Source organism: Sphingomonas pituitosa NBRC 102491 (assembly GCF_001598435.1).
Lineage (GTDB): Bacteria > Pseudomonadota > Alphaproteobacteria > Sphingomonadales > Sphingomonadaceae > Sphingomonas > Sphingomonas pituitosa.
Window position 1 is genome coordinate 98,618 of record NZ_BCYY01000015.1, and the last position, 26,660, is coordinate 125,277.

Genomic DNA, 26,660 nt, shown 5'->3' on the forward strand with positions numbered 1-26,660 from the left:
TGACGGCTCCACAGACATGTTCGGAATCGGACACTAGCTTGAACACTGTTCGGCGAGAGCGCCAGCACCTTATGAATATTGCTTCTTTATCAGTATTTTAGGGCCAGTCACTCGACTGCCGTACACTGGCGGACATGGACGTTACGCCTCTCCACACCAACGGCGCCGCGATGGACCGAAGGATCGAGCGCCCGCATGCGCGCCGACGCAAGTTGATCGTGCGCATCGGGCTCGGCATCGCCGTGGTCGTCGCGGCCGCCGGTCTCTGGTGGTTCCTTCCGGGCTCGGGAAGCCTGGCAGTCGATGCGGCAGCGATCCGCATTGCGCCGGTCACCCGCGCCGCCTTCGCCGATTACGTGCCGCTGCGCGCGCAGGTCGCTCCGCTCCAGACCGTCTACGTCACCGCGATCAGCGGCGGCCAGGTCGAGGCGCTGATCGCCAGCGACGGCCAGTCGGTCGCCGCGGGCGCCCCGCTCGCCCGGCTCGCCAACCCCACCCTCGCGCTCGACGTCGCCAGCCGCTCCGCCAACATCGCCGGCCAGCTCAGCTCGATCAGCGGTCAGCGCCTGTCGATCCAGCAGAGCCGCGAGCAGACCGAGCGTGACATCGCCGCCGCCCGCAACGAACTCGCCAAGGCCGAGGCGCTGCTGCGCCAGAAGCAGATCCTGTTCGACAAGCAGATCGTCACCGCCGCCGCCGTCACTCCGCTGCGCGAGGAGGTGACGTACCAGCGCGCCCGCCTGGCCGCGCTCACCCGCAGCGCCGCCGAGGCCGGGCGGATGCTCGCCGACCAGTCCTCCGGCGTGAACGCCACCGCCGGCGAACTGCGCGAGAGCCTGGCCATGACCCGCGCCGGCCTTGCCGCGCTGGTGGTGCGCGCGCCGGTCGCCGGGCGGCTGACCGCCTTCACCCTTCAGCCGGGGCAGATGATCAAGCCCGGCGACACGGTGGGCCAGGTCGATTCCGAACGCGCCTGGAAGCTGACCGCCGATGTCGATCAATTCTATCTCGGCCGCGTCCGCACCGGCCTCACCGCCGTTGCCGATCTCGACGGGCGCAGCCTGCCGATGACCGTGATCAAGGTGCTGCCCCAAGTCACCGAAGGGCGATTTCGTGTCGAGCTCGGCTTTCGGGGCGCCGCGCCTGCGGGCCTGAACCGCGGCCAGACGCTCGACGTGCGGCTCACCCTGGGCGCCGATCGCCCCGCCACCGTCGCCCCTTCCGGCGGCTGGCTCGATGCCGGCGGCACCACCGCCTTCGTCCTCACCAGCGACAACCGCGCCGTGCGCCGGGCGATCACCACCGGCCGCCGCAACCCCGACCAGGTCGAGGTGACCAGCGGCCTCGCCCCCGGCGAGCGCATCATCACCACGCCGCTCGCCACCTACGCCCCCTACCAGACCCTGCTCATCCGATAGGAGCCCGCCATGATCGAACTCAACGCCATCCACCGCGCCTACCGCTCCGACGAAGTCGAGACCACGGCGCTCGCCGATATCGACCTGACCGTGCAGGCGGGCGAATTCCTCGCGATCATGGGCCCCTCGGGCTGCGGCAAGTCGACGCTGCTCAACATCCTCGGCACGATCGATCGTCCGACCAGCGGCGCGTACCGGTTCGAGGGCGAGGACATCGCCAAGGTGCCCGAGGCGCAACTGGCCAAGCTCCGCCGCGATCGGCTCGGCTTCGTGTTCCAGAGCTTCAACCTGATCGACGAGCTGACCATCGCCGAGAATGTCGCGCTGGCGCTCGCCTATAGGTCGATGCCGGCGCGCGAGAAGCGCGAGCGTGTCGACGCCGCCATGGACCGGGTGGGGATCGCGCACCGCCGCAACCACCATCCGCACCAGCTTTCGGGCGGCCAGCAGCAGCGCGCCGCGATCGCCCGCGCGATCGTCGGCGAGCCCAAGCTGATCCTTGCCGACGAACCGACCGGCAACCTCGATACCGAAAACGGCGCGCAGGTGATGGACATCCTCACCCGGCTGAACGCCGACGGCGCGACGATCGTGATGGTCACCCACTCGCCCGCCCATGCCGATATCGCCAAGCGCACGGTGCACATGCTCGACGGGCGGATCCTCTCTGCGGTGCGGCGGGCGGCGTGAAGCTCGATCGCGCGCTGACGGTGCTGGTGCTGCTGCTCCTCGCCGTCGCCCTGCTCCGCCATCTCTCCGCCACCCGTAAACCGGGAGTGACGCCATGACTTCGGCGCTTACCAGCTTCTATCGCTCGCTCACCCGCCACAAGCTGTTCGCCGCGCTCAACATCGGCGGGCTGGCGCTGGGGATCGCGGTGTTCCTGGTGCTGACCCTGTTCGTGCGGTTCGAGACCGGGTTCGACCGGTGGATTCCCGGCGCGGACCAGCTCTACATCGTCCAGGAAACCTATCACATGCCCGGCTATCCGGAGACGCCGAGCCCCTACACCATGGGGAACGAGCTGCTGCATCTGCGCGCGGACTATCCGCAGCTGCAGGGCTTCCGGATCGCGCAGATGGACGCAACGGTGCGGCAGGGCACCTCGAACACCCGCGAGACCATGGCGGCGGTCGATCCCAACTTCTTCACGCTGATGCGGCTGCCGATCGTGGCCGGGGACCCCACGCGCACGCTCGCCGATCCCGATGGCCTGGTCATCACGCAGCGCGCTGCGACCAGCTATTTCGGCCTCAAGTCGCCGATCGGCCGCACTCTGACCGTCATCGCCAACGGCTCGACCTATACCTACCGCGTCGGTGCGGTGATCGCCGACATGCGCAAGGACCAGAGCTACACCGCCGAGCTGTTCGTACCGCTGGTTGCCTCGCGATTCGCCGGCGACAATTTCGATCACTGGGGCAGCACCTCGCTGGTGACCCTCCTGCGCTTCCCCGATCGCGCCGCAGCCAAGCAGTTCGAAGGCGAACTCGCCCGCTTCGCCGATCGCCGCGTGTTCGGCGGCGACATCAAGAAGGGGGAGTGGGAACAGTCGCTACGGCCGCTGGTCGACAACCACCTCTATGCAGCATCCGACCGTGCGGTGGTGACCACGCTCGGCGCGGTGGGCGTGCTGACCCTGCTGATCGCCATCGTGAACTATATCAACCTCGCCACCGCCCGCGCCGGATTGCGGGCGCGGGAAGTGGCGGTGCGCAAGGTGCTGGGAGGCACGCGGCGTACATTGATCCGCCAGTTCATGGCGGAGGCGATGCTGACCGTGATCCTATCGGCAGTGATCGGCCTCGCGCTGGCGGAAATCGCGCTGCCGCTGGTCAACGCCGCCGGCGGAATGTCGCTGCACCTCACCTATTGGGGAACGGACAGCGTGCTGCTCCTGATGGTCCCGCTCGTCCTGCTGGTCGGAGCCATTGCCGGACTGTATCCCGCCGCGGTGCTGGCCGGCTTCCGCCCCGCCGCGGTACTCGCCTCCGCCCGTGCGCCCGGCGGAGGACGGGCCGGCGCGCGGGTTCGCGCCGCGCTGGTGGTCGTCCAGTTCGCCGTCGCCATCGCCTTCGCGATCGGGACCACCGTGATGCTCGCCCAGGCAAACCATGTCCGCAATGCCGATCTCGGTTTCCGCCGCGACGGCCTCTATGTCGTGCGATCGCTGAACAGCGGATCGGTGCTGCCCGAACAGAAGACCGCGCTCCTCCGCGCTTTCGCCGCGCTGCCGGGCGTCAGCGGGGTCACCATGGCGCAGAACGCGCCCGGCGATCAGAGCAACACCAACTTCTCGTCGATGTACCAGCCGGGCATGCAGGGCATCCGCGCGCCTTCGCTGATGTGGCTGCGCGTCGGCAATCAGTATTTCGATACCTTCGGCGCACGCCTGATCGCCGGGCGCCTGTTCGATCCGGGCCGACCGGCCGATGATCGTGCACTCCGCGCGAAGGGCAGCACCACGCCCGTCAACGTGGTCGCCAACCGCAAGGCGGTCGGCCTGCTCGGCTTTGCCAGCCCGCAGGCTGCGATCGGCAAAACGGTGGAGGGCGACGGAACAAACATCATCGTCGGCGTGGTCGACGATCTCCGCTTCCGCGGTCCGCGCGAGGCGATCGCCGGAACCTTGTACCTGTACGACACGCGCCCGCTCAACGACGCCTACATCACGCTGCGGTACAGCGGCGACCCGCAGAAAATGGCCGACGCGGTGGAGGCCAGCTGGAAGCGCATCGTCCCGACCGAGCCGTTCCAGGGCCGCACGATCGAGGAAAATCTCTACAAGGCCTATTACGAGGAAGACACGCGCCGCGGCCGCCTGTTCACGATGGGCGCGGTGCTGGCGATCGGGATCGGCTGCATCGGCCTTTACGGGCTCGCCGCTTTCGACACCACGCGGCGCATCAAGGAAATCGGCATCCGCAAGGCGCTGGGCGCCTCCACGCGGGACGTGCTCCAGCTCCTCGTCACCACGTTCCTCCGCCCGGTGCTGCTCGCCAACCTGATCGCCTGGCCGCTCGCCTGGGTGGCGATGCAGCGCTGGCTGTCGACCTTCGACGACCGGATCGGGCTGTCCCCGGCCTATTTCCTGCTCGCCTCGGCCATCGCCGTGCTGATCGCGGTGGCGACCGTGATCGGCCAGTCCTGGCGCGTCGCCCGTGCCGAACCCGCGCGCGCGCTGCGCTACGAATAGGATCGGCTCCATGCACCGCCTCGCCTGGCTCGCCCTCTATCGCTCGTTCACGCGGCACAAGCTGTTCACGCTCGTCAACATCGGGGGGCTGGCGCTGGGCATGGCGGTGTTCCTGATCCTCGCGCTGTTCGTGCGCTACGAGACGACATTCGATCACGCCGTGCCCGGCTGGGACCGTACCTGGATCGTCCAGCGCAGCATGCAGTTCTCCGGCGCGCCGGAGGTGACCATCCCAACGCGCCGCGAGATGCTGGCGATGCTGCAGGCTGACAATCCGGGCCTGCAGGGCACCCGGCTGGCGGCGAACGAGGCAGCGGTGCGGATCGGCAACGGCAGCGCCGCCGAACCGATCGGCTTCGTTGACCCGAATCACTTCACCTTCTTCCCGCTGCCCGTGGTGGAGGGAGATCCCGCCGCCACGCTGCGCACGCCCGATGGCGCCGTCATCACCGAAAGCGTCGCCCGCATCTATCTGCCCGGCGGCGGCACGCTCGGCCGCACGCTGACGCTGGCGATCGACGGCACGCCGCGGCTGGTGCGCGTCGGCGCCGTGATCCGCGACCTGCCGCTGTCGATTACCCAACGCCAGACGATCTTCGTCCGCCTCATGCCCGATTCCCCGATGTTCGGCCGCAAGGGCAAGGGGCTGACGACCTTCCTTCGGTTCGACGATGCCGCGGCGGCCGCGCGCTTCCTCCCGCAGATCACCGACTTCAACCGCCGCCATCCCGATCCGGATTTCACCGGGCCGCCGGACAAGCTGCGGCTGCGGCACGAACTGCTCCCGCTCGGCTCGATGCACCTGCGCGAAGGGCAGAACCGCGCGGTCGTCACCGCGCTGGGATTGGTCGGGCTCCTCGTGCTGCTGGTGGCGATCGGAAATTATGTGAACCTCGCCACCGCCCGCGCCGGGCTGCGCGCCCGCGAGGTGGCGCTGCGCAAGGTACTGGGCGCCGGCCGCCCTGCACTGATCGGGCAGTTCCTCGCCGAAGCCATCGCTACCAGCGCGCTCGCCGCCGTGCTCGGGCTGGCATTGGCGGAGATGGCGCTGCCGCTGGTCAACACGCTGGGCGGTGCAGACCTCCGTCTGGTCTATTGGGGCCGGGACTCGGTACTGCCGCCGCTGGCCGCACTGATCGTGCTGCTGGGGCTGCTGGCGGGATTCTATCCGGCGCTGGTGCTTTCCGGCTTCCAGCCGGGGACGATCCTCGCGGCGGCGGGAGCCACCGGCGGCGGACGCGCGGGCCGACGGTTGCGCGCCACGCTGGTCGTGCTTCAGTTCGCGACCGCGATCGCGCTGATGGTCGGCACCGCGGTGCTGTTCGGGCAGGCGCGGCATCTGGAGACCGCCGATCTCGGCTTCCGGCGGGACGGGCTGGTGATGGTCCCCGCCTATGGCGATCAGGGCCTGGACGTCGCCCAGCGCCGTGACCTCGCCGCGGCGCTGGGCGCACTCCCCGGCGTGACGGCGGTCACCCAGTCGTCGATCGCCGCTGGCGGCGGCAGCTATGGGATCGCGACCATGCATCGTGACGGCGCGAGCGGGCCCGACCCGAACGTCGTGCAGGACGAGGTCGGCCCCGGCTTCTTCGGCGTCTATGGCGCCCGCCTGCTCGCCGGGCGCTGGCTCGATCCGGCCCGCTTCGCCGCCGATGATGCCGCGCTGGCCACCGGCGCGGGGCGGAAGAACAACCTGCTGCTCAATCGCACGGCGGTCACTCGGCTCGGCTTTGGCAGCCCGGCCGCCGCGGTGGGGCGCACGGTGCGCAACGGCGGCGAGAGCGCGACAATCGTCGGCGTGATCGAGGATTTCCGGTTTATGGGGCCCCGAGCGCCGGTAGAGCCGCAGGCCTATCTGCTGAAGTCGAAGGACCTCTTCGCGCCCGTCCTCGCCGCCCGCTATGCCGGTACGGACGCCCGGCCGATCCTCGATCGCTTCGAGGCGGCATGGCGGCGGATCGCGCCAAATGTGCCGTTCCAGGCGGTCACCGTCGATCAGCAGTTGTATGAGCAATATCAGCGCGCCGATGCCCAGCGCACGCGGCTGTTCACCGCTGGCGCCGCCCTGGCCGTGCTGATCGGCTGTATCGGCCTCTACGGACTGGCCGCCTTCGATACCGAGCGCCGCATCAAGGAAATCGGCATCCGCAAGGCGCTGGGTGCCTCGACCCGCGACGTGCTGGGGTTGCTGCTCGGCAACTTCCTGCGGCCGGTGCTGCTGGCCAACCTGATCGCCTGGCCGCTCGCCTGGGTGGCGATGCAGCGCTGGCTCTCCACCTTCGACGATCGGATCGCGCTTACCCCCTGGTATTTCCTCGTCGCCTCCATGCTGGCCGGGGTGATCGCGGTAGCCACCGTCCTCGGCCAGTCGTGGCGCGTCGCCCGCGCCGAACCCGCGCGCGCCCTGCGCTACGAATAGGAGCAGACGCCCATGCCCCGCCTCGCCCTCACCGCCCTGTACCGCTCGTTTACCCGCGACAAGCTGTATGCTGCGCTCACCATCGGCGGGCTGGCGGTGGGGATCGCCACCTTCCTTGTCCTTGCGCTGTACGTCCGCTTCGAGACCGGCTTCGAGCGCTGGCTGCCGCGCTACGACCGGGTGTACCGGGTGGATACGGCCGTGCAGTTTCCCGGAAGCCCGTTCAACGGCGCCTATCCGGCAACCATGCCCGGCATGCTGGAGCAGATGCGGGACGATTTCCCCGGCCTGATCGGCACGCGGATCCGCGGCGGCGACCGCGCCACCGGGGAGCACGGCGGCGCGGTGGTGCGCGGCGGCATCGCGACGACCGAGGATGTCGCACAGGTCGATCCCGGCTTCTTCCAGGTCTTCGCGCTGCCGATGGTCCAGGGCGACGGCGCCCGCGCGCTCGCCGATCCCACCGCCGCGCTGCTCAGCCGATCGGCGGCGCGGCGCTATTTCGGCAGCGCCGATCCGATCGGGCAGACGATTACCGTCAGCATGGACGCGCCCGCCAATTACCGCGTCGCCGGCGTGTTCGAGGATCTGCCGAGGAACAGCGAGCTACACCTCGCCATCCTGATCCCGATCCCCAAAACGCCGCCGCCGGGCGAATGGGCGTGGTACAAATGGGGGACCGCATCGGTCACCACCTGGCTGCGATTTGAAACGCCCGAGGCGGCGCAGGCCTTCGCCGCCAAGCTGCCGGCCTTTATCGATCGCCGCTCCAAGGCCGATTTCGGGCCCGGCGCGTCGAAATGGATCTCCTTGCCGCTCGTCCCGCTCGCCGACACGCATCTGAAGCCGATGGGTTCAGAGAGCGCCAGCCGCCAGCTGATGGTCACCACGCTCGGTTCGATCGGGCTGCTCACGCTGCTGATCGGCATCGTCAATTATGTGAACCTCGCCACCGCCCGCGCCAGCCTGCGCGCCCGCGAAGTGGCGATGCGCAAGGTGCTGGGCGCCAGCCGCACGGCACTGATCGGCCAGTTCCTGGGCGAGGCGATCGCCACCGTCGCCATCGCCGCCCTGCTGGGGCTGATGCTCGCCGAAATGGGGCTGCCGCTGGTGAATGCCGCCGGGGGCACCGCGCTCGCCATGCCCTATGGCTGGGCATTGCCGCTGCTGGCGGCCGTGACGCTGGTCGTGGGCCTGATCGCAGGCTTCTACCCTGCGCTCGTCCTGTCACGCTTTCCTGCCGCCGCGGTGCTCGCCTCGGCCCGCGCGCCGGGCGGCGGCAAGGCCGGCGCGCGGCTGCGCGAGGCCCTGGTGGTGCTGCAGTTCGGCCTCGCCATCGCGTTCCTGATCGGGACGGTGGTGATGACCGTGCAGATGCGCCACCTGCGCGAGGCCGACCTGGGCTTCCGCCGCGAAGGGCTGATCACCATCGCCTCGCTCGCCGATCCCAAGATCGGTCAGGACCAGGCCCGCGCCCTGATCCGCGCGCTGCAGGCGCTGCCCGGCGTTCGAGCAGTCGGCACCGCGAACAACGCGCCCGGTGGCGAAGGCACGAGCAACATCGACATGATCGAACAGCCCGGACCGCCGGGCACGGGTCCGATGCTGCGGCTGGTCAGCGTCGGCCCCGGCTTTTTCGACAGCTATCGTCCCCGCCTGCTCGCCGGCCGGCTGTTCGACGACGCCCACGCCGCCGACGATGCCAGCGACTGGAAGCGCTGGCCCCTCGGGCGCAACGTCGTGCTCGATCGCCGGGCGGTGACGGCGCTCGGCTTCCGCAGCCCGGCGGAAGCGATCGGCAAGACCGTGGGCAATCCCCGCCCCCGCACGATCATCGGCGTGATCGACGAACTGCGCTTCCTGTCACCGCGAACGCCGGAGACCGGCACCTATTACATGTACACGCCCAACGCGGTGTACCAGCATGTCGGCGCGGTGCGCTTTACCGGCGATCCGCGCGCGATGCTGGACCGGGTGCAGCAGACCTGGCGGCGGGTGATCCCCTGGGTGCCGTTTCGCGGCGACACCGCCGATCGGCGGATGGCCGACCTCTATGCCGAAGACGAGCGCGCGATGCGGCTGGTGGGCATCGGCACCGGCCTGGCGGTGCTGATCGGCTGTGTCGGGCTGTGGGGCCTCGCCGCGTTCAGCACCGCGCGCCGGGTGAAGGAGATCGGCATCCGCAAGACGCTCGGCGCCTCGGCGGCCGAGGTCGCGCGGCTGCTGGTCGGCCAGTTCCTGCGGCCGGTGCTGCTCGCCAGCCTCCTCGCCTGGCCGCTGGCCTGGGCGGCGTCGCGCGCGTGGCTGGCGGGGTTCGGGGACCGCATTCCCCTCTCCCCGCTCTACTTCCTCGGCGCCAGCCTGATCGCCACCGCCATCGCGGTGCTGACCGTGCTGGGCCAGTCGCTCCGCGCCAGCCGCGCCTCGCCCGCCTGGGCGCTGCGCAGCGAATAGGGCTTCAGCCGTCGACCTTGCGGCGGAAGGTCTCGGGCAGCAGCAGCAGCCCGAGCACCACCGTCGCCGCGGCAACGACGACCGGATACCACAGCCCGAAATAGATGTTGCCGTTCGCCGCCACCATCGCGAAGCCGATTGCCGGCAGCAATCCGCCCAGCCAGCCATTGCCGATGTGATAGGGCAGCGACATCGACGTGTAGCGGATGCGGCTGGGGAACAGCTCCACCAGCATTGCCGCGATCGGGCCGTAGACCATGGTGACCAGCAGCACGAGATAGAAGAGCAAGGCGACGACCATCGGCTTGTTGATCGCCGTCGGATCGGCCTTGGCGGGATAGCCGACCTTGGCGAGTTCGCCGGTGAGCTGGCCGGCGAAGGCCTTCACCGCCTGCTTGCGCGCCTCGCCGGTCACCTGGCGCGGATCGGGCGCAGTGAAGCCCGTTCCGCCGATCGTCACCGCCGCAATCGTGCCAGGCGCGGCCGCGACATTCTCATAGTTCACGGCCGCCTTGGCGAGCGCGTTCTTGACGATGTCGCAACTCGTCGTGTCGAACTTGTTCTGGCCGACCGGATCGAACTGCGAGGAGCATTCGGCCGGATCGGCGGTGACCGTCACGGGCGCGGAGGCCAGTGCACGGGCAAGCGCGGGATTGGCGGCCCCGGTCAGCGCGTGGAACACCGGGAACATCGTCACCGCCGCCAGCGCGCAGCCGGTGAGGATGATCGGCTTGCGACCGATCTTGTCCGAAAGCCAGCCGAAGAACAGGAAGAACGGCGTCGCCAGCATCAGCGCGGTGATCGCCAGCATGTTGGCGGTCAGCCCGTCGACCTTCAGCATCTTCTCGAGGAAGAACAGCGCGTAGAGCTGGCCGGTATACCAGATCACCGCCTGCCCCGCGATTGCCCCGAAGAAGGCGATCAGCACGATCTTCAGGTTCGCCCATTGGCCGAACGCCTCGGTCAGCGGCGCCTTGGAGGCGGTGCCCTCGTCCTTCATCTTCTGGAATACCGGCGACTCATGGAGCTTCAACCGCAGCCACAGCCCCACCACCAGGAACAGGCCCGACAGGAGATAGGGGATGCGCCAGCCCCAGGCCTTGAACGCCTCCTCGCCGAGGCCGGTGATCGGCGAGCGGACGGTGATGACGATCAGCAGCGCCATGGCGAGGCCGGCGGTGGCGGTGATCTGGATCCAGCTCGTGTAGAAGCCGCGCTTCCCCTCGGGCGCATGCTCGGCGACATAGGTCGCCGCGCCGCCATATTCGCCGCCCAGCGCAAGCCCCTGGAACATGCGCAACACCACCAGCAGGATCGGCGCGGTGACGCCCGCCGTCTGGTAGGTCGGCAGGCAGCCGACCAGGAAGGTCGAAAGTCCCATCACCAGCAGCGTAAGGATGAAGGTATAGCGCCGCCCGACCATGTCGCCGATCCGACCGAACACCAGCGCGCCGAACGGCCGGACGATAAATCCGGCGGCGAACACCAGCAACGCCATGATGAACGAGGTCGTCTGGTTCAGGCCGGTGAGGAACTGCGAAGCGATGATCGTCGTCAGCAGCCCATAGAGATAGAAATCATACCATTCGAACACCGTGCCGAGCGAGCTGGCCGTGATCACCAGCTTCTCGCTCCGCATCGCCACGTGGCGCTGCGGCACCGCAGCTCCCTCCCCGATCGCCATCGCATTCTCTCCCTGCCCGGCGGCCGTCGCATGACGTGTCCGCACCGGTTGCCCGGGGGATAGTGGCAAGCGGCGACGCGCTTGCATAGGCATGTCGGACAAAAGCGTCATCGGCCGTGCCCTTCAATAGCCAGGCCATCACGCCCGAGGGGCCGAAGCCTGCCGTCACCCCCCGGCAATGCCCCTGGAGGAGATCCACAGCACGATCCTCGACTATGAGGTCGCCGCACGCGCAGCAGAGGCGGCGGGCTTCGACGGCGTGGAGGTACATGGTGCCAATGGCTATCTGTCGGCCCAGCTCCTGGAGGACGGGCCCAACAAGCGAACGGACGCCTATCGCGGGCCTGTCGAAAACCGCGCGCGCTTCCTGCTTGAAGCGACCGATGCAGTTCGGCCAACCCAAGCCGTAAGGGGTGCCCACCTTCGCCCCCCTCTTCAAATCCGTATGGAACGCGGCGGCCGGGGCAATATGCGTGGTGACGCGCTGTCAAGGCAGGCGTCAACGGCGCTTCGCAGTCGGGCTGCAAGGCGGTGCTGGCTAGATGCCCGGTCCGGCAAGCCAGGGCGCACCAGCAGCAGATTTACCGCGCCGTTTCGAACGTCGAGCATCATCGGCGAGCGTTGCACTGGGAGCGCTCAACTGGCAGTTGATGTTCATGCGCATCAATCGGTCCGATCTTGCGGACTATTCCTATTTCCTCGCGCTCGCGAAGCACCGCAGCTTTCGTGTAGCAGGCCTGGAACTGGGCGTAAGCGCCTCTGCGCTCAGCCATTCGCTGAAGGGGCTGGAAGCGCGCATCGGCGTGCGGCTGGTCAACCGGACAAGCCGAAGCGTTACGCTGACGGCAGCCGGCGAAGAATTGAATGCGGCGCTCTCCGTCCCCTTCGAAGCCATCGGCGCCGCGGTAGAAGGGCTTAACCGCTACCGGGATGCGCCTGCGGGGCGGATCCGGCTGAACGTCATGGAACAGGCCAGTTCGCTGTTGCTGGCACCGGTGTTGCCCGTTTTCGTCGCGCGCTATCCAGGCATTGCGATAGACGTGGCGATCTCCAACCAGCTCGTCGATGTGGTCGCGATGGGCGCGGATGCCGGCATCCGCTGGGGCGGCACCGTGCCAGAAGACATGATCGCGCAGCGGCTTTCCGCAGACGTCCGCTGGGTGGTCGTCGGCGCGCCCGACTATCTGGATCGCCAGGGTACGCCTGCGCGTCCTGAGGAGCTCCTCCAGCACCAATGCCTGCGGATCCGGCTGGGCGACGACACCGTCTATCGTTGGGAGTTTGAGAAGGACGGGGAAGCGGCGGCTATCGACGTCCCCGGCGCCATCACGCTGGACGAGACCCAATTCGCCCTCACCCTGGCCGCCGCGGGCGCCGGCTTGGCCTATCTGCCCGAACCAAGCGTCGCTGCGTTGGTCGCGGAAGGTCGGCTGCGCTGTGTCCTTGCCGACTGGGCGGCGACCGGCGCAGGTTTCCACATGTATTACCCGGGTCGAAGGCAGCTTCCCACAGGCCTCCGACTGTTGATAGACTTGATACGCGAGCTTCAGCCGCTCGGCTTCTAGCGGGTTCGGAACGTTGAGCCGGCCTCACCCCTCCATTGTGTAGACTCTGGGTGATCCGCGCGTCTTCCGCACCCTACCTTAGCTCCGACGATCGCGAGCCACGTCTGTGGCACCGCAACCCCGACGGAGCATCTGCGTGGCGCAATCCCTATCTTCGGAACAATCCCTGCCCCATACCGAGCTGGGCGGCGTCAAGACCGGCTGGAGCGCCGTCTTTGCGCTGACTCTGTGCGTCTCGACGCTGATCGCATCGGAATTCATGCCGGTCAGCCTGCTCACCCCCATCGCCTCCGATCTGCACCTGACCGAAGGCGCGGCGGGGCAAGCCATTGCGATCTCCGGCCTGTTCGCGGTGCTGACCAGCCTGTCGATCGCCAGCGTGACGCGCGGGATCGATCGCCGCGCGTTGCTCCTGGGGCTTACCGTCCTCATGCTGCTGTCGGGGCTGACGGTTGCCTTCGCCCCCAATTACCTGGTGTTCATGGCAGGCCGTGCGCTGATCGGCGTGGTCATCGGCGGCTTCTGGTCGATGTCCGCGGCCACGGTGCTGCGGCTGGTGCCTGGGGATCAGGTGCCGCGCGCGCTGGGGCTGCTTAACGGCGGAAACGCACTTGCGACGACGGTTGCGGCACCGCTCGGCAGTTTTCTTGGCCAGAGCATCGGCTGGCGCGGCGCCTTCTTCCTGGTGGTGCCCCTGGCGGCGATTACCTTTGCGTGGCAGTGGCTCACCCTGCCCACGATGCCCTCGGATCGGGATGTGCGCGGCGCGAGCGCGCTGGGGGTATTGCGCCGCCCGACCGCCCGGATCGGCGCAGTGGCCGTGGCGCTGTTCTTCGCCGGCCAGTTCGCCTTGTTCACCTATATCCGCCCGTTCCTGGAGGGCGTGACCCATCTGGACGTGCCCGCGCTTTCGCTGGTCCTCCTGCTGATGGGCGCTGGTGGACTGCTCGGCACCTGGCTGTTCGGACGCTTCGTGGCGCAGAGCCTGGCCGCCACGCTTATCCTGGCGCCGATCGGGCTTGCCGCGATCGCCGCGCTGCTGGTCGCATGTGGTGCGTTCGCCATACCCACCGCGATCCTCCTGACGCTTTGGGGCGTGGTCGGCACCGGTACGCCGGTAGCCTGGTGGACCTGGGTTGCGCGCCGTTTTCCAGACGATGCCGAAGCCGCCGGTGGCTTGCTGGTGGCCGTCGTCCAGCTCGCGATCACGCTGGGCGCGGCCGGCGGTGGGCTGTTGTTCGATGCAGGCGGCTACCGCGCAACCTTTTTCGCCAGCGCGGCCTTGCTCGCGCTCGGCGCCGTCTTCGCCGCGCTCGACGCCCGGACCCCGTCCACCAGCCGCGGAGCCACGCAATGACGCCGCTCATGATCCTCGGCCTGCTGGCCATCCCCCTCCCCACCCCCGACCCTACATGGAGCACCAACATGGAAATCACCCGCAAGGCCGACATGAAGACCGTCGACGGGCCCGCCGAATGGTTCACCGGAAAGGTGACGATCACCGGGCAATTCCAGCGCCCCGATCCATCGCGTGTGGGCGGCGCCATCGTCCATTTCGAACCCGGCGCTCGCACCGCCTGGCACAGCCATCCTGCCGGGCAGACGCTGATCGTCACCGAAGGCGTCGGCTGGACCCAGATCGAGGGTGGCCCGAAGCTGGAGTTCCACGCCGGGGACGTCCTGTGGTGCCCGGCAGGGCACAAGCACTGGCACGGCGCCACGCCGCACCAAGGCATGACCCACATTGCCATTCAGGAATCGATCAACGGCACACCGGTGACCTGGATGGAGAAGGTGACGGACGCGCAATATCTGGCGCCGCTCGGCAAGGATTGATCGATGCCGCACGTCATCGTCAAGCTCTGGCCGGGCAAGTCCGCGGCCCAGAAGCAGCAGTTGGCCGACGCCATCGTGCGGGAAGTTGCCCGCACCATGGACTATGGCCCCGAGGCTGTGTCGGTCGGCTTGGAGGAAGTGGCGCCCGATGACTGGATGACGCGTGTGTATGCGCCCGATATACAGGGGAAACGGGATACGCTCACCAAGATGCCCGGATACGGTCCGTTGGCGACAAGGGCCGACTGAGCGATGCGCACCGGTTCTCCATCGGAATGAAGCAGGCCCTGGCCGGACTCACATCTACCTCCAGAAACCCGAGAAAACCGCCATTTTCTCGCGGAGAACAAAAGCCGTGCCCCCTTCGTGGCCCACCAAAAATCTGGTCCGAAACCCGGACACGAACCCTCGTCCAACGAACCAATTTGGTACTTTCTAGGCCCGATTCGCGGCACTCTCCCCGGTAGGTCTCTCAACCATTTGTTGCCGTCATGCCTGGGGCAGCCGGCCCGAGCTTGGGAACATCACCATAGCGTGCGGGCATGCCGTTCAGGGTTTCGGGCGATCGCTGCCTGCTCGGCTCCGAAAACTCCCTCCGCTCGGCTGCTGCCGGCAGCAGGCGCGATCCCAAGGCACTCCATGCCATGGCGACTAGAGCGACCGAACCCCGATAGGGCAGCATATGACCGGCATCGTCGAGGATGTGCAGTTCGCTTTGGGGGCCAGAACCCGCATGTCCTGGTGCTGCCGCGGCGGTGGCCAGCGGTCCTGCTCGGCTGCCAGCAGCAGAATAGGTCTGCGATAGGCCCGGAGTGCCGACGCCGCATCCGGCCGCGCCAGCAGCGCCGCGATCTGGTCCTCATAGCTCTCCCGGCTATTAGCAGCGACCATCGCCCGCAATTCCGGCATCAGCGCGGCCCTCTGCTCCGCCGAGTTGCCCATCATCGGCGGCAGCCACGCCTCCGCCAGCGCCGCCATGCCACCGGTGCGGGCGCACTCGATCAGTTTCTGGCGGCCCTGCGCCTCCCCTGGGCGGGTGGATGGACGCCGGTGTTCGCGAGGCCCAGACCCACCACGCGATCGGGTGCTTGGGCGGCTGCCTCCAGCGCCGGGGCAACCGGGTTGGCGGAAGGCGCAATGCGCACTTCCTCATGGATCGAAACACGCCGCCGCCCCCGTCGCGCCGGCATGGTGCCGGAGCCGCTCGCGCAGCCAGACCAGCCCGCGGTCGCTTGCCCTGGCGCGACTGAACTGGATCAGTTCCCGCATCTTGGGAAGCGGAAAGGGCGGCGGCGCAATCGCAAGCGGTAGCTTGCCCATGAAAAGACGCGCGAGCCGGGCATGGACGAGCGCGATCCGGTGCGTGCCGGGCAACAGCCAAGGCACCAGCGTGAACGACGTCACGGTTACCTCGATACGCCGGGTATCGCCGCGAGAACGGACCAGCTGCTCGACAAAGGCGGGCGTGTTCGAAAGCTCCACGACCACATGGCCTGCCGCCTTATACTCGGCCTCCGTGATCGGCTTGGCGAACAGCGGGTTCTCCGACCAGCCGAGCAGGACATGGTCCTCCTCGAACAGCAGCTCCGTCGGGTGCCCATGTGCCTGAAACTGTTCGGGCGAGATGATGCAGTCGACCTCGCCCCGCTCCATCTGCTCGGTCGCGCCGGGATGCGGGGGGATTACCGAGCAGCGGATACCGGGCGCCTGCACCGCCATCTCCGCAAGCAGCGGCTGGATGGCGATCGACGTGACATAGTCCGACGCCGCGATCCGAAAGCTGCGCCGCGACGTGTGCGGATCGAACAATGTCGAACTGGAGATCAGTGCCTGTGCATTGGCGACGATCTCCGCAACGCGCGGAGCAAGTTCCTGCGCGTGGGGGGTAGGCACCATCTGCTTGCCATTGGCGACCAGCAACGGGTCGTTGAACGACTCGCGTAGCCGACGCAGCGCCGCACTCATGGCAGGCTGGGTGAGGTTGAGACGCTCGGCCGCACGGGTGACGCTGCGTTCCTCCATCAACATGTGGAAGGCAACGAGGAGGTTTAGGTCGAACCGATCAAGCCGCATGTATAAATCCTGTGACTGGATCATCATAAAATATTACAATTTTGATGAATGTCAAAACCGGCGCATCCTGGTCTGCAGCGGACAAACAAAGATCCGCATCATCAGGAGAATGGATGTGGACCGGGCATGGAGGCGGAGCAGTTCGATACTGGCGCTAATAATCGCAGGCATCGCTGCGCAGGCGCATGCGCAGAGCGCTGAACAGGCTGCCGGCGCTGCGCCGCAACAGCAGGAAACGAGCAGCGCGGCAGACCAGCAGGGTCTGCAGGAGATCATCGTCACCGCGCAGCGCAAGGCCGAGAATCTTCAGCGCGCGGGCATTCCCGTCGCGGTGGTTACCGGCGATCAGCTGGTCAGCAAGGGCCTGACCAGCGCCAACGAACTCGGCAATTCGGTACCGTCCCTGAGCGCTCAGCCGCAGGGCGGCGCCAACACCGTGTTCTTCCTGCGCGGCGTCGGCAATTTCACCGTCAACGGCTATAGCGATCCGGCGGTCGCGTTCAATTATGACGGCGTCTATCTCGGCCGCGCCACGTCCACTTCGGGCATCTTCTACGATCTCGAGCGGGTCGAGGTGCTGAAGGGCCCGCAGGGCACGCTCTACGGCCGCAACGCCACCGCCGGTGCGATCAACGTGCTGCCGACGCGACCCAAGCTCGGCGAAAATAGCGGCTTCGTCACCGCCAGCTACGGCAATTACAACGCGTTCAACGTCCAGGGCGCGGTCAACGTCGCGATGGGCGAGCATGGCGCGATGCGCATCGCCGGCAACATCGTCAGCCGCGACGGCTATCAGACCGACGGCACCAGCGACGAGAAGACCCAGGCGCTGCGTGTCCAGTTCATGAGCGAGCTGACCCCGGACCTCACCGTGCGCATCGGCGGCGACTATGCGCATAGCGGCGGCAAGGGGCCGGGCTCCACCTATGCCGGGCGCATCGCTTTCAACGGCACGAGCAACCTCTTCGTCCCCTCGGGGCTCAGCGAGGATAGCGGGCTGTTCTCGCCCGAGGCGCAAGCCTATCGCCAGACATTGTTCAGCGGCCTCGCGGGCCGCACGCTGACGCCGCTCGACGTGCAGCCCTATCTCGACAACAATTATTTCGGCGCCAATGCCGAGATCAGCCTGCGTACCGGTGCCGGCACGCTCACCGTGATTCCGGCCTGGCGCTATACCAAGCTCGACAACCGCTTCGCCGTGCCCGCCTTCTACGGCAACGTTGCGGAGACCGACGAGCAGAAGAGCCTGGAGGTCCGCTTCGCGGGCAATCGCATCGGCATCTTCGACTACATGCTCGGCGCCTATTATTTCGACGAGTCGGTCGACGCGACCTATCTCTATGCGCAGCAGGCGCTGAACGCGTATCAGCAGTTCACCTCGACGACCAAATCCTATGCCGGGTTCGGCCGGGTCACTGCCAATTTCACCGATCGCCTGCGGCTGATCGGCGGCCTGCGCTACACGAAGGACGACAAGGACTTCAACGGCCGCGCCGACGTGTTCCTCGTCCGCTGCACCGCCGTGGTGCAGGGCCGGCCGAGCTGCCCGAACGCGCCGCTGCTGCCATCGACCGGCCGCTACCAGGACCTGTCCTCGCTCGGCTATCCCAGCGTGCCCGACAACCAGGCACGCCCGATCGGCACCACCGGCGCGCTGCTGATCCACGCCGTCACCCCGGTCAACACGCCGCTGTCGAACGATCGCTTCACCTACCATCTCGGCGCCGAGTTCGACGTCGGCCCCCGCTCGCTGCTCTATGCCAATTACGAGACCGGCTATCGCTCGGGCGGCTTCGCGCTTTCCGCCGGGTACGAGACGTTCCAGCCCGAATATATCGACGCCTACACGATCGGCATGAAGAACCGGTTCTTCGACAACCGGCTGCAGCTGAACCTCGAGGCGTTCCTTTGGAAGTACCGCAACCAGCAGGTCAACCACACCGGCATCGATCGCAACGGCAACCAGGGCCAGTTCACCGAGAATGTCGGCAAGTCGACCAACAAGGGTGTCGAGGTCGATGCGCAGTTCCTCGCCACGCGCAACACGCTGCTAAGCGTCAACGTCCAGTATCTCGACGCGAAATATGACGACTTCGTCTATCGCGAACCGATCGGCGCAACCCCGCCGATCACCGGCTGCCCGTACCGCGCCAGCGCCATGGCAGGGCTGTACGACATCGATTGCTCGGGCCGCACCGCCTATCAGTCGCCGAAATGGACGATGAACCTCGGCGCGCAGCAGACCGTGCCGCTGGGCGACTACAAGATCCTGCTCTCGGGCGACACGCAGTATCGCACCAGCCGCGTGGTCGGGTTCGAATATATGCCGAATCAGATCGTCGGCGCGACCTGGGTGAGCAATGCCCAGATCGCCTTCGGATCGGCCGACGATCGCTGGTCGATCGCCGCCTTCGTCCGGAACATCGAAGACGAACGCTATCAGGCCAGCGCGCAGATCTACAGCGCAGGCTCGGCCGCCCTCGCCGTTTATTCCCCGCCGCGTACCTATGGCGTGCGGGCTACTTCGAAGTTCTGAGGAAAATCGGCATGCAGTCTCTCAAGATCCTCGTCATCGGCGGCGGCATTGGCGGGCTTACCGCCTCCATTGCGCTCCGCCAGAAGGGCTTCGCCGTCGAGGTGATCGAGCGCGATCCCAATTGGTCGGTCTACGGCGTCGGCATCATCCAGCAGGCCAATGTGTTGCGGGCGATGAACGCCCTCGGCCTGCTCGATGACTATCTGGGCGCCGGCGTCGGGTTCGATGCGGTGGAGATCTTCCGGCCGGACGGGGTGAAGGTCGCCCGGGTACCCGCGCCGCGGCTGCTCGAGGGCTATCCCGCCAATGTCGGGATCGGCCGCCCGGCGCTGCACAAGGTGCTGGGCGACCGCACGATCGCGCTCGGCGCCGAGGTACGCCTCGGCATCACCGCCGAGACGATCGTCGACGATGGCGAGCAGGTCGCGGTCACCTTTTCCGATGGTAGCAGCGGGATCTATGACGTCGTGATCGGCGCGGACGGGGTCTATTCGCAGACCCGCCAGACCCTGTTCCCCGATGCCGAGCGGCCCCAGTTCACCGGCCAGGCGGTATGGCGCTACAATTTCCCGCGCTTTGCCGACCTCGATGCGCTCCAGGTCTATAACGGGCCGACCGGCGTCGGCTTCGTGCCGATCAGCGATAGCCTGATGTACATGTATGTGACGACGCCGGAACCGGACAACCCACGCTACCCGCGCGACGGGCTGGCAGCGACGATGCGGAGCAAGCTTGCCGGATGCGCACCCGCGATCCGCGACCTCGCCGAGCAGATCACCGACGACGACGGCGTGGTCTATCGCCCGCTCGAAGGCATGCTGGTCGAGGGGGCCTGGCATCGCGGCCGCGTGGTGCTGCTCGGCGATGCCGTACACGCGACCACCCCGCATCTCGGCCAGGGGGCGGGCATGGCGATCGAGGACAGCCTTGTGCTCGCCGAGGAACTGGAGCGCGCAGAGACGGTGGAAGACGCCTTCACCGCCTATCGCGCCCGCCGCTTCGATCGCTGCGCCTATATCGTCCGCCAGAGCCTGGCGATCTGCCACGGCCAGCTCGGCAAGGGCCCGCCGGTCGATAACGCCCAGGCGACGGCGGAGATGTTCGCCGTCACCGCCGAACCCATCTGACCCTCCCCCCAGGAAGACCGATCATGACCCGTGTCACCGAAATCCGCTATGTCGGCTATGCCGTCACCGACTTCGACGCCGAGAAACGCTATTACGAAGACGTGTGGGGGCTGGAGCCCGTGCCGAGCAACGATGGCCTCGCCTGGTTCAAGGCGCAGGGCCATGACGAGCACCATGTCGTCCGCCTCCGCCCCGCCGAAGAGAACCGCATCGACGTGATCGCACTGTCGGCAGAGAGCCGCGCCGATGTCGATGCGCTGCACGCCAACGTCGAGGCGGCCGGTTGCACCATCGCGCGGACACCGGCCGAACTCGCCACGCCCGGCGGCGGCTATGGCTTCCGCTTCTTTTCGCCCGACGGCCTGTTGTTCGAAGTTTCCAGCGACGTCGCCCGCGGCCAGCGTCGCGAGATCGCGCGCTGGGACGGCGTGCCGGTCAAGATCAGCCACATCGTGCTGCACTCGCCCGATCACCAGGCGGCGGTGACGTTCTTCACCGAGGTGCTCGGCTTCAAGGTGAGCGACTGGCTGGGCGACTTCATGTGCTTCCTGCGCTGCAACTCGGCGCACCACCGCATCGCGCTGCTGCCCGGACCCGCCTGCCTCAACCATGTCGCCTATGACATGGAGGGGATCGACGGGATGATGCGCGGCGCCCATCGGCTGAAGCTCAACGGCATCAATATCGGCTGGGGCCCCGGCCGCCACACCGCCGGCAACAACACCTTCAGCTATTTCGTGACGCCCAGCGGCTTCGTCACCGAATATACGTCGGAGCTGGAAGAGGTCGATTTCGAGGCGCACCAGCACCAGGTCTACACGCCCGCGCCGCTGATCATGGACCAGTGGGGGATCGGCACCGGCGGCCCGCAGACGCTGCCGCACCCCGCGCCCAATCCCGGCCTGTTCGTAGCGGTGGAGGCCTGATTCATGGCGCTCTTTGAGTATTTCCCGAACTATATCTGGAACCTGTCGGTCGCGATCGCGATGGAGAGCGGCGGCCAGATCGGCGAGCTGGTCGACATGTGCCAGCCGATCAAGGACGCGGCCGCCGCCGGTGCGGACGCCGGCACCCCGCAGTTCATGGCGCAATGGGTGGCGATGGCCGACAAGCTGATCGACCTCGCCGCCGAGGACGAGGCCAGGGGCCGCGCCTTCTCCGCCTCGAACAAGCTGGAGCGCGCCGCGCTCTATCTGTTCACCGGCGAGCGGATGCAGGGCCATGGCCATCCCGGCCGCAAGGAAACCTATGCCAAGGCGCGGGCGACCTTCGATCGCTCCACCGCGCTCGGCCAGATCGACCGAGAGCGCGTGGAAATCCCGCTGGAGACCGGCACCATGCCGGCGCTCTACACCCGCGCGCCGGGCGACGGTCCCAAGCCCGTCGTGGTCTATTGCAACGGCCTCGATAGCTGCAAGGAACTGCTCTACTGGTCGCGCCTGCCCGAGGCGCTGGCCCGGCGCGGCATCTCCACGCTGTGCGTCGACCAGCCCGGATCGGGCGAGGCGCTGCGCCTCCAGAACCTTCCCGTCGATCCGCATTCGGAGCATTGGGCGTCGAAGGCGGTCGACTGGCTGGAGCGCCAGCCGGACGTAGACCCCAGGCGGATCGGCATGACCGGCATTTCGCTGGGCGGCCATTTCGCCCCCCGTGCGGTCGCCTATGAACCCCGCTTCGCCTCGGGCGCCTGCTGGGGCGCCAATCACAATTGGGCCGAGGTGCAGCAGAAGCGCCTCAACCGCGAAGGCGAGAACCCGGTGCCGCATTACTGGGCGCATGTGATGTGGGCGTTCGGCGCCACCGACATGGACGATTTCTTCGCCAAGGCCGCCGACATGAACCTCAACGGCCACATGGACGGCGTGAAGGTGCCCTTCCTCGTCACCCACGGCGCCGAGGACCGCCAGATCAGCGTCCAGTACGCACACGACTGCTACGACCAGCTGGTCAACAGCCCGAAGCGCGAGCTGAAGATCTTCACCGCGCGCGAAGGCGGGGTCGAGCATGTCGGCGCCGACAACATGTCGTACGGCCGCGACTATATCGCCGACTGGTTCGCAGAGACGCTGGGCGGACGCACCGCATGAGCCGGTCGGCGGGAACGCAGGTCGCGACCGGCAGGCACGCGATCCTGCTGATCCTCACCGCGATCATGCCCACCATGGGCATCGTCGCGCTGGTGCCGGTGCTGCCGCTGCTGCTGCGCGAGTTTGCGGGCGTACCGGGATCGGCGGTGCTGGTGCCAGTGGCGCTGACCATCCCGGCTTTGTGCATCGCGCTATTCTCGCCGGGGGCGGGGGCGCTGTCCGATCGCTTCGGGCGCAAGCCGGTGCTGCTCCTTGCGCTGCTGGTCTACGGCGTCGTCGGCACGCTGCCCTTCGTGTTGAAGGATCTGCCCGCGATCATCGCCGCCCGTGCGGTACTGGGGCTGGCCGAGGCGGCGATCATGACCGTCTCCACCGCGATGCTCGCCGACTATTTCGAGGGGGACCGGCGCGAGCGCTGGATCTCCATCCAGATGGCGTCGGTCAGCCTCAGCGCGATCGCGCTGGTGGCGATCGGCGGCGCGCTGGGCGAGGCGCTGGGGGCGCGCGGGCCGTTCCTCCTGTACATCGTCGCCCTGCCGATCGCCCTGGCGGTTTCCGCCATGCTGTTCGAGCCGGTCCACCGCGCCGCCCGCACGGCCGCCAAGGTGCGGCTGCCGCTCGGCACCATCGTGCCGGTGCTGCTGATCACGATCGCGGTCGGCGTGCTGTTCTACACCATCATCGTCCAGGTCGGGCCGATCATCGAACGCAGCGGCGTGACTTCTCCCGCGCTGATCGGGCTGGCGGCTGCCGGCACCAATCTGGGCGTGGCGATCGGCAGCATCGTCTTCGGCCGGTTCAAGGCGCATGCCGGGCCGCGGCTGCTCGCGCTCGGCCTCGCACTGGTCGCAGTCGGCTATGCCGGCACCGCGCTGTCGCCCAGCTTCGCCGCGATCACTGCGTTTGCGATCCTCGCCTGTATCGGCAGCGGCGTGATGCTGCCCAACATGCTCGCCTGGGTGATGCGCCGCCTGCCCGCCGCCGCGCGCGGATCGGGCACTGGCGCCTGGACGGGGGCCTTCTTCCTCGGCCAGTTCGCCGCACCCCTGATCTCCACGCTGCTCACGCCGGTGACCGGCGGCCTCTCGCAGACCCTGCTTCTCTACACCGGGCTTGCGCTGGCCGGGGCGGTCGCCGCCCTGATCGCCGGCAGCCGCGAGCCCCACGCCCTCCCCGCCTGAAGGAAAATACCATGGAAAAACCCGTTCGCCGCGTCGTCACCGGCCATGATGCCCAGGGTCGCGCGATCATCCAGGAAGACGGTGTCGTGCCGCGCGTCCAGCGCGTCGGCGGCGATATCGGCCCGATGTTCCACGAAGTGTGGAACACCCAGGCGATGCCGGCGCCGATTAACGCTGCCTCGGGCGAGCCGCACGAGGACGGCATCGTCCTCGCGCCGCCCAAGAACGGCACCCGCATCCGCGTGCTCGACATCCCCCCCGAAGGCGACGGCATCCGCAACATGACGCCCGAGGAGGCGCGCGCGCACTTCGCCGAAGTCGGTGCCGGCAGCGCCTCGGCGCATGGCGAGGGCGCGCGCCATGCGCTGATGCACCGCACCGAGACGATCGACTATGGCATCGTGCTCGAAGGCGAGCTGGTGCTGATCATGGACGAAGGCGAGACGACGGTGCGCGCCGGCGACATCGTGATCCAGCGCGGCACCAACCATGGCTGGTCGAACCGCTCGGACAAGAACTGCCGCATCGCCTTCATCCTGATCGACGGCGCGTTCGACGAGCAGTTGAAGCGCTGACCATGCGACTGACGATCACCGGCGCCGACGGCTTTGTCGGCCGGGCGGTCGTCCGGCGGCTGCGCGACATCGGTACCGCCGCCGAGCTGCTGCTGGTCGATCGGGCCTTCGCCGATCCCGGTCCGGAGCGCCGGCTGGCCGGGGACCTGACCGATCCTGCCCTCCTCGCGGCGGCGACGCGCGATTGCGATGCACTGCTGCATCTGGCCGCGCTGCCCGGCGGCGCAGCGGAGCGCGATCCTGCCGCCTCGCGGGCAATCAACCTCGACGTGCCGTTGCGGCTGATCGAGGCCCTGTCGGACCGGCGGCTGGTGCTTGCCGGCTCCATCGCGGTGTTCGGCGCGGCGCCATCCGGGCCGGTCGACGATCGAACCGTGCCGGTGCCGGACAGCGTCTATGGCACGCACAAGCGCATGGCCGAGCTTGCCTTTGCCGACGCGGTGCGCCGCAGCGCGATCGCCGGCGCGGTGCTGCGCCTGCCGGGAATCGTTGCGCGGCCACCGGCAGCTACGGGATTCGGTTCCGCTTTCCTCAGTGACGTGTTCCACGCGGCCGGGGCGGGCCAACCCTATGCCCTGCCGGTTGCACCCGATGCGACCAGCTGGCTTTGCTCCGTACGCGCCTGCGCGGTTAACCTCGCTTCTGCCCTGCTCGGCGACGGCGCCGAGCAGGCCGCGGTGACCCTGCCAGCGCTGCGGGTGCGGATGGGCGACCTGGCCGCCGTCCTCGCGCGCCGTTTTCCCGGCGCGGCGATCACCCATGCCGAGGACCCGGCGCTGCGCCGCACCTTCGCGAGCTACCCGCCGCTCACTACACCGCGCGCAGCCGCGCTGGGATTCACCGCCGAACCGGATGTCGACGCGCTCGTCGACGCGGTTCTGGCGGAACTATCGCCGAACCCGAGACAAGGATGCCCACAATGCGCTTAGCCACCCGCGACAATGGCACACCCGATGGCGAACTCGTTCTCGTCTCTGCGGACGGCACGCGCTGCATGCCCGCCGGGCCGGACGCTTCCAACCTGCTGTCGACCCTCGAACGGTGGGACGCCGCCGTTCCGGCACTGCACACGGTCGCGGCGTGCCTTGGCGGTGGTGAGGGCGAGCCACTCGACCCGGCCAGGCTCCGCGCCCCATTGCCGCGCACCTGGCAATGGCTCGACGGCTCGGCGTTCCCGACGCATGGCGAACTGATGCAGCAGGCCTTCGACCTGCCGCCGATCGAGACCGACAAGCCGCTGATGTACCAGGGCATGAGCCACCAGTTCCTCGCCCCGACCGAGGACGCGCCGTTTCCGTCGGCTGCCGACGGCATCGATTTCGAGGGCGAGTTCGGCGTGGTCACCGGCGCCGTGCCGATGGGCTGTTCGGCCGAGGACGCGCTGGCGCATGTCCGCCTGATCGTGCTGATCAACGACTGGTCGCTGCGGACCATCGCGCCCGCTGAGATGAAGACCGGCTTCGGCTGGATCCAGGCGAAGCCGGCGTGCAGCCTCGCCCCGTTCGCGGTGACGCCGGACGAACTCGGCGATGCCTGGAAGGACGGCCGCGTCTGCCTGCCGCTCACCGTGACGCTCAACGGCGCATGGTTCGGCAGCCCCAATGGCAGCGCTATGGCTTACGGCTTTCACGAACTGATCGCCCACGCCGCCCGCACCCGCAGCCTGCCGGCGGGCACGATCCTCGGATCGGGCACGGTCTCCAATGCCGATCACGCCGTGGTCGGATCCACCTGCATTTCCGAGCGCCGGGCCATCGAGCGGATCGTGCACGGCGAATTCCGCACCAGCTTCCTCACGCGCGGCGACCGCGTGGCGATGCAGGTTGGCGAGGATGCTGCCTATTTCGGCCGAATCGACCAGCGGGTGCGGCTGGGCGACTGAAGCCACTGGGCGCTCGGCTTCGAAGGCAGGGTCGGAGGACCTCCGAACGTACGGTCAATCGTCTCGAACCGGTTCGCTTTAGCGTGTGATGTCATATGCCGCCCGGCAGGTAACGGTCCGACATCCTTCAATCGATGAGGACGTCCGTGCAGGACGGTCTGGTCCGCTGCCGCCGCCGTCTTTGCGGGGGCGTGGCCTCAAGGCCTTCGGCGAGCCGGTAGCGCCCCCCGCCGATGTCTTTCGCCAGCGCCGCCATCGTCTTCAGCTTCCGCAACCGTCCCGCAGCCACGGCCTGCTGGAAGGGGATCATCGTCGGCTGCCGGCACCGTCCGGTCGGCATCCATCCGCCGGAGCAGCCGCCGGTCAATCGCGGTCAGCCGCCCCTTGTCGACATCGCGGCGGAGGCGGCTTCGATCTCCTGGTCGGTGCGCGGCGCCAGGTCGAGCCTGACCAGCTCGGACGCGCGCTCGCGCAGGCCATGGGAAATATACTCGCGTGCGATGATCAGATGCGACAGTCATTTTTATGTCTTTCAATAAGATCCATCAACGGCGTTTATCAAACTCCATCACTTTTTTGACTTTGGCGGTCAGGCCTCTCGTGTGGCATTGGTATGACCAATAACAA

At 67.8% G+C, this 26,660-nt stretch carries 21 protein-coding genes and 1 pseudogene; 19 read left to right on the forward strand and 3 right to left on the reverse strand.

Annotated elements, in window-relative coordinates:
- The first annotated feature begins 134 nt into the window (after positions 1–134).
- The 5 genes from SPI01S_RS13265 to SPI01S_RS13285 all read left to right on the forward strand — a co-directional run bounded on the left by SPI01S_RS13265 (position 135) and on the right by SPI01S_RS13285 (position 9,487).
- Positions 135–1,418 carry an efflux RND transporter periplasmic adaptor subunit gene (locus tag SPI01S_RS13265; RefSeq protein ID WP_245653594.1) on the forward strand — a complete coding sequence of 428 codons (1,284 nt, stop codon included), beginning with the start codon at positions 135–137 and terminating at the stop codon, positions 1,416–1,418.
- A gap of 9 nt (positions 1,419–1,427) precedes the next feature.
- On the forward strand, positions 1,428–2,108 hold the full coding sequence (locus tag SPI01S_RS13270) for an ABC transporter ATP-binding protein (protein ID WP_066723187.1): 681 nt from the start codon (positions 1,428–1,430) through the stop codon (positions 2,106–2,108).
- A gap of 94 nt (positions 2,109–2,202) precedes the next feature.
- Positions 2,203–4,614, forward strand: coding sequence for an ABC transporter permease (locus SPI01S_RS13275; RefSeq protein WP_066723190.1), 2,412 nt, complete (start codon positions 2,203–2,205; stop codon positions 4,612–4,614).
- A gap of 10 nt (positions 4,615–4,624) precedes the next feature.
- Positions 4,625–7,033: an ABC transporter permease gene (locus SPI01S_RS13280; RefSeq protein ID WP_066723192.1), complete on the forward strand. Its 2,409-nt coding sequence runs from the start codon at positions 4,625–4,627 to the stop codon at positions 7,031–7,033.
- Positions 7,034–7,045: 12 nt separating this feature from the next.
- Positions 7,046–9,487 carry an ABC transporter permease gene (locus SPI01S_RS13285; protein ID WP_066723194.1) on the forward strand — a complete coding sequence of 814 codons (2,442 nt, stop codon included), beginning with the start codon at positions 7,046–7,048 and terminating at the stop codon, positions 9,485–9,487.
- A 4-nt stretch (positions 9,488–9,491) separates the two neighbouring features.
- Here the strand turns inward: SPI01S_RS13285 and SPI01S_RS13290 are convergent, their stop codons facing one another.
- The gene (locus SPI01S_RS13290; RefSeq protein WP_066723198.1) at positions 9,492–11,171 is read right to left on the reverse strand and encodes an MFS transporter; all 1,680 of its coding nucleotides are present in this window, start codon (positions 11,169–11,171) and stop codon (positions 9,492–9,494) included.
- A gap of 178 nt (positions 11,172–11,349) precedes the next feature.
- Between SPI01S_RS13290 and SPI01S_RS22320 the strand changes: the two are divergent.
- The 5 genes and pseudogenes from SPI01S_RS22320 to SPI01S_RS13310 all read left to right on the forward strand — a co-directional run.
- Positions 11,350–11,556: pseudogene (locus SPI01S_RS22320) on the forward strand (oxidoreductase); the annotation flags it as partial.
- A 265-nt stretch (positions 11,557–11,821) separates the two neighbouring features.
- Positions 11,822–12,736, forward strand: a complete 915-nt coding sequence (locus SPI01S_RS13295; RefSeq protein WP_245653595.1) for a LysR family transcriptional regulator — start codon at positions 11,822–11,824, stop codon at positions 12,734–12,736.
- Positions 12,737–12,872: 136 nt separating this feature from the next.
- Positions 12,873–14,093: an MFS transporter gene (locus SPI01S_RS13300; protein WP_245653596.1), complete on the forward strand. Its 1,221-nt coding sequence runs from the start codon at positions 12,873–12,875 to the stop codon at positions 14,091–14,093.
- Positions 14,090–14,572: a (R)-mandelonitrile lyase gene (locus tag SPI01S_RS13305; protein ID WP_169804513.1), complete on the forward strand. Its 483-nt coding sequence runs from the start codon at positions 14,090–14,092 to the stop codon at positions 14,570–14,572. The genes SPI01S_RS13300 and SPI01S_RS13305 overlap by 4 nt, the downstream gene beginning before the upstream one ends.
- A 3-nt stretch (positions 14,573–14,575) precedes the next feature.
- Positions 14,576–14,821 carry a tautomerase family protein gene (locus tag SPI01S_RS13310; RefSeq protein WP_066723204.1) on the forward strand — a complete coding sequence of 82 codons (246 nt, stop codon included), beginning with the start codon at positions 14,576–14,578 and terminating at the stop codon, positions 14,819–14,821.
- Between the two features lie 402 nt (positions 14,822–15,223).
- Here SPI01S_RS13310 and SPI01S_RS13315 read toward each other — a convergent pair whose 3' ends face one another.
- Entirely contained in the window at positions 15,224–15,550 is a 327-nt protein-coding gene (locus tag SPI01S_RS13315; RefSeq protein ID WP_066723206.1) for an alpha/beta fold hydrolase, read from the reverse strand.
- A gap of 171 nt (positions 15,551–15,721) precedes the next feature.
- Positions 15,722–16,645 carry a LysR family transcriptional regulator gene (locus SPI01S_RS13320; protein ID WP_066723213.1) on the reverse strand — a complete coding sequence of 308 codons (924 nt, stop codon included), beginning with the start codon at positions 16,643–16,645 and terminating at the stop codon, positions 15,722–15,724.
- Between the two features lie 109 nt (positions 16,646–16,754).
- Between SPI01S_RS13320 and SPI01S_RS13325 the strand changes: the two genes are divergently transcribed.
- From SPI01S_RS13325 to SPI01S_RS22325, 9 genes are all read left to right on the forward strand, one after another.
- A complete protein-coding gene (locus tag SPI01S_RS13325; RefSeq protein ID WP_066723216.1) occupies positions 16,755–19,181 on the forward strand; it encodes a TonB-dependent receptor in 2,427 nt (808 codons plus the stop codon).
- 11 nt (positions 19,182–19,192) lie between these two features.
- Positions 19,193–20,308 carry an FAD-dependent oxidoreductase gene (locus tag SPI01S_RS13330; RefSeq protein ID WP_066723219.1) on the forward strand — a complete coding sequence of 372 codons (1,116 nt, stop codon included), beginning with the start codon at positions 19,193–19,195 and terminating at the stop codon, positions 20,306–20,308.
- Positions 20,309–20,331: 23 nt separating this feature from the next.
- Positions 20,332–21,234 carry a VOC family protein gene (locus SPI01S_RS13335; protein WP_066723221.1) on the forward strand — a complete coding sequence of 301 codons (903 nt, stop codon included), beginning with the start codon at positions 20,332–20,334 and terminating at the stop codon, positions 21,232–21,234.
- A gap of 3 nt (positions 21,235–21,237) precedes the next feature.
- Positions 21,238–22,395: an alpha/beta hydrolase family protein gene (locus SPI01S_RS13340; RefSeq protein ID WP_066723223.1), complete on the forward strand. Its 1,158-nt coding sequence runs from the start codon at positions 21,238–21,240 to the stop codon at positions 22,393–22,395.
- Positions 22,392–23,576, forward strand: coding sequence for an MFS transporter (locus SPI01S_RS13345; protein ID WP_066723226.1), 1,185 nt, complete (start codon positions 22,392–22,394; stop codon positions 23,574–23,576). The genes SPI01S_RS13340 and SPI01S_RS13345 overlap by 4 nt, the downstream gene beginning before the upstream one ends.
- An 11-nt stretch (positions 23,577–23,587) precedes the next feature.
- Positions 23,588–24,151 carry a cupin domain-containing protein gene (locus SPI01S_RS13350; RefSeq protein ID WP_066723228.1) on the forward strand — a complete coding sequence of 188 codons (564 nt, stop codon included), beginning with the start codon at positions 23,588–23,590 and terminating at the stop codon, positions 24,149–24,151.
- A gap of 2 nt (positions 24,152–24,153) precedes the next feature.
- Positions 24,154–25,080, forward strand: coding sequence for an NAD-dependent epimerase/dehydratase family protein (locus SPI01S_RS13355; RefSeq protein WP_066723231.1), 927 nt, complete (start codon positions 24,154–24,156; stop codon positions 25,078–25,080).
- Positions 25,071–26,033: a fumarylacetoacetate hydrolase family protein gene (locus tag SPI01S_RS13360; RefSeq protein WP_066723233.1), complete on the forward strand. Its 963-nt coding sequence runs from the start codon at positions 25,071–25,073 to the stop codon at positions 26,031–26,033. Before SPI01S_RS13355 ends, SPI01S_RS13360 begins: the two co-directional genes overlap by 10 nt.
- 233 nt (positions 26,034–26,266) lie before the next feature.
- Positions 26,267–26,572: a hypothetical protein gene (locus SPI01S_RS22325; RefSeq protein ID WP_066723236.1), complete on the forward strand. Its 306-nt coding sequence runs from the start codon at positions 26,267–26,269 to the stop codon at positions 26,570–26,572.
- Positions 26,573–26,660 lie beyond the last annotated feature (88 nt).

Coding starts and splice junctions, on each gene's coding strand:
- SPI01S_RS13315 (WP_066723206.1), bottom strand. CDS start 15,550: ATGGCGGCGCTGGCGGAGGCGTGGCTGCCGCCGATGATGGGCAACTCG.
- SPI01S_RS13340 (WP_066723223.1), top strand. CDS start 21,238: ATGGCGCTCTTTGAGTATTTCCCGAACTATATCTGGAACCTGTCGGTC.
- SPI01S_RS22325 (WP_066723236.1), top strand. CDS start 26,267: ATGTCTTTCGCCAGCGCCGCCATCGTCTTCAGCTTCCGCAACCGTCCC.
- SPI01S_RS13290 (WP_066723198.1), bottom strand. CDS start 11,171: ATGGCGATCGGGGAGGGAGCTGCGGTGCCGCAGCGCCACGTGGCGATG.
- SPI01S_RS13335 (WP_066723221.1), top strand. CDS start 20,332: ATGACCCGTGTCACCGAAATCCGCTATGTCGGCTATGCCGTCACCGAC.
- SPI01S_RS13285 (WP_066723194.1), top strand. CDS start 7,046: ATGCCCCGCCTCGCCCTCACCGCCCTGTACCGCTCGTTTACCCGCGAC.
- SPI01S_RS13355 (WP_066723231.1), top strand. CDS start 24,154: ATGCGACTGACGATCACCGGCGCCGACGGCTTTGTCGGCCGGGCGGTC.
- SPI01S_RS13360 (WP_066723233.1), top strand. CDS start 25,071: ATGCGCTTAGCCACCCGCGACAATGGCACACCCGATGGCGAACTCGTT.
- SPI01S_RS13295 (WP_245653595.1), top strand. CDS start 11,822: ATGTTCATGCGCATCAATCGGTCCGATCTTGCGGACTATTCCTATTTC.
- SPI01S_RS13345 (WP_066723226.1), top strand. CDS start 22,392: ATGAGCCGGTCGGCGGGAACGCAGGTCGCGACCGGCAGGCACGCGATC.
- SPI01S_RS13310 (WP_066723204.1), top strand. CDS start 14,576: ATGCCGCACGTCATCGTCAAGCTCTGGCCGGGCAAGTCCGCGGCCCAG.
- SPI01S_RS13325 (WP_066723216.1), top strand. CDS start 16,755: ATGGATGTGGACCGGGCATGGAGGCGGAGCAGTTCGATACTGGCGCTA.
- SPI01S_RS13265 (WP_245653594.1), top strand. CDS start 135: ATGGACGTTACGCCTCTCCACACCAACGGCGCCGCGATGGACCGAAGG.
- SPI01S_RS13305 (WP_169804513.1), top strand. CDS start 14,090: ATGACGCCGCTCATGATCCTCGGCCTGCTGGCCATCCCCCTCCCCACC.
- SPI01S_RS13320 (WP_066723213.1), bottom strand. CDS start 16,645: ATGCGGCTTGATCGGTTCGACCTAAACCTCCTCGTTGCCTTCCACATG.
- SPI01S_RS13270 (WP_066723187.1), top strand. CDS start 1,428: ATGATCGAACTCAACGCCATCCACCGCGCCTACCGCTCCGACGAAGTC.
- SPI01S_RS13330 (WP_066723219.1), top strand. CDS start 19,193: ATGCAGTCTCTCAAGATCCTCGTCATCGGCGGCGGCATTGGCGGGCTT.
- SPI01S_RS13350 (WP_066723228.1), top strand. CDS start 23,588: ATGGAAAAACCCGTTCGCCGCGTCGTCACCGGCCATGATGCCCAGGGT.
- SPI01S_RS13280 (WP_066723192.1), top strand. CDS start 4,625: ATGCACCGCCTCGCCTGGCTCGCCCTCTATCGCTCGTTCACGCGGCAC.
- SPI01S_RS13275 (WP_066723190.1), top strand. CDS start 2,203: ATGACTTCGGCGCTTACCAGCTTCTATCGCTCGCTCACCCGCCACAAG.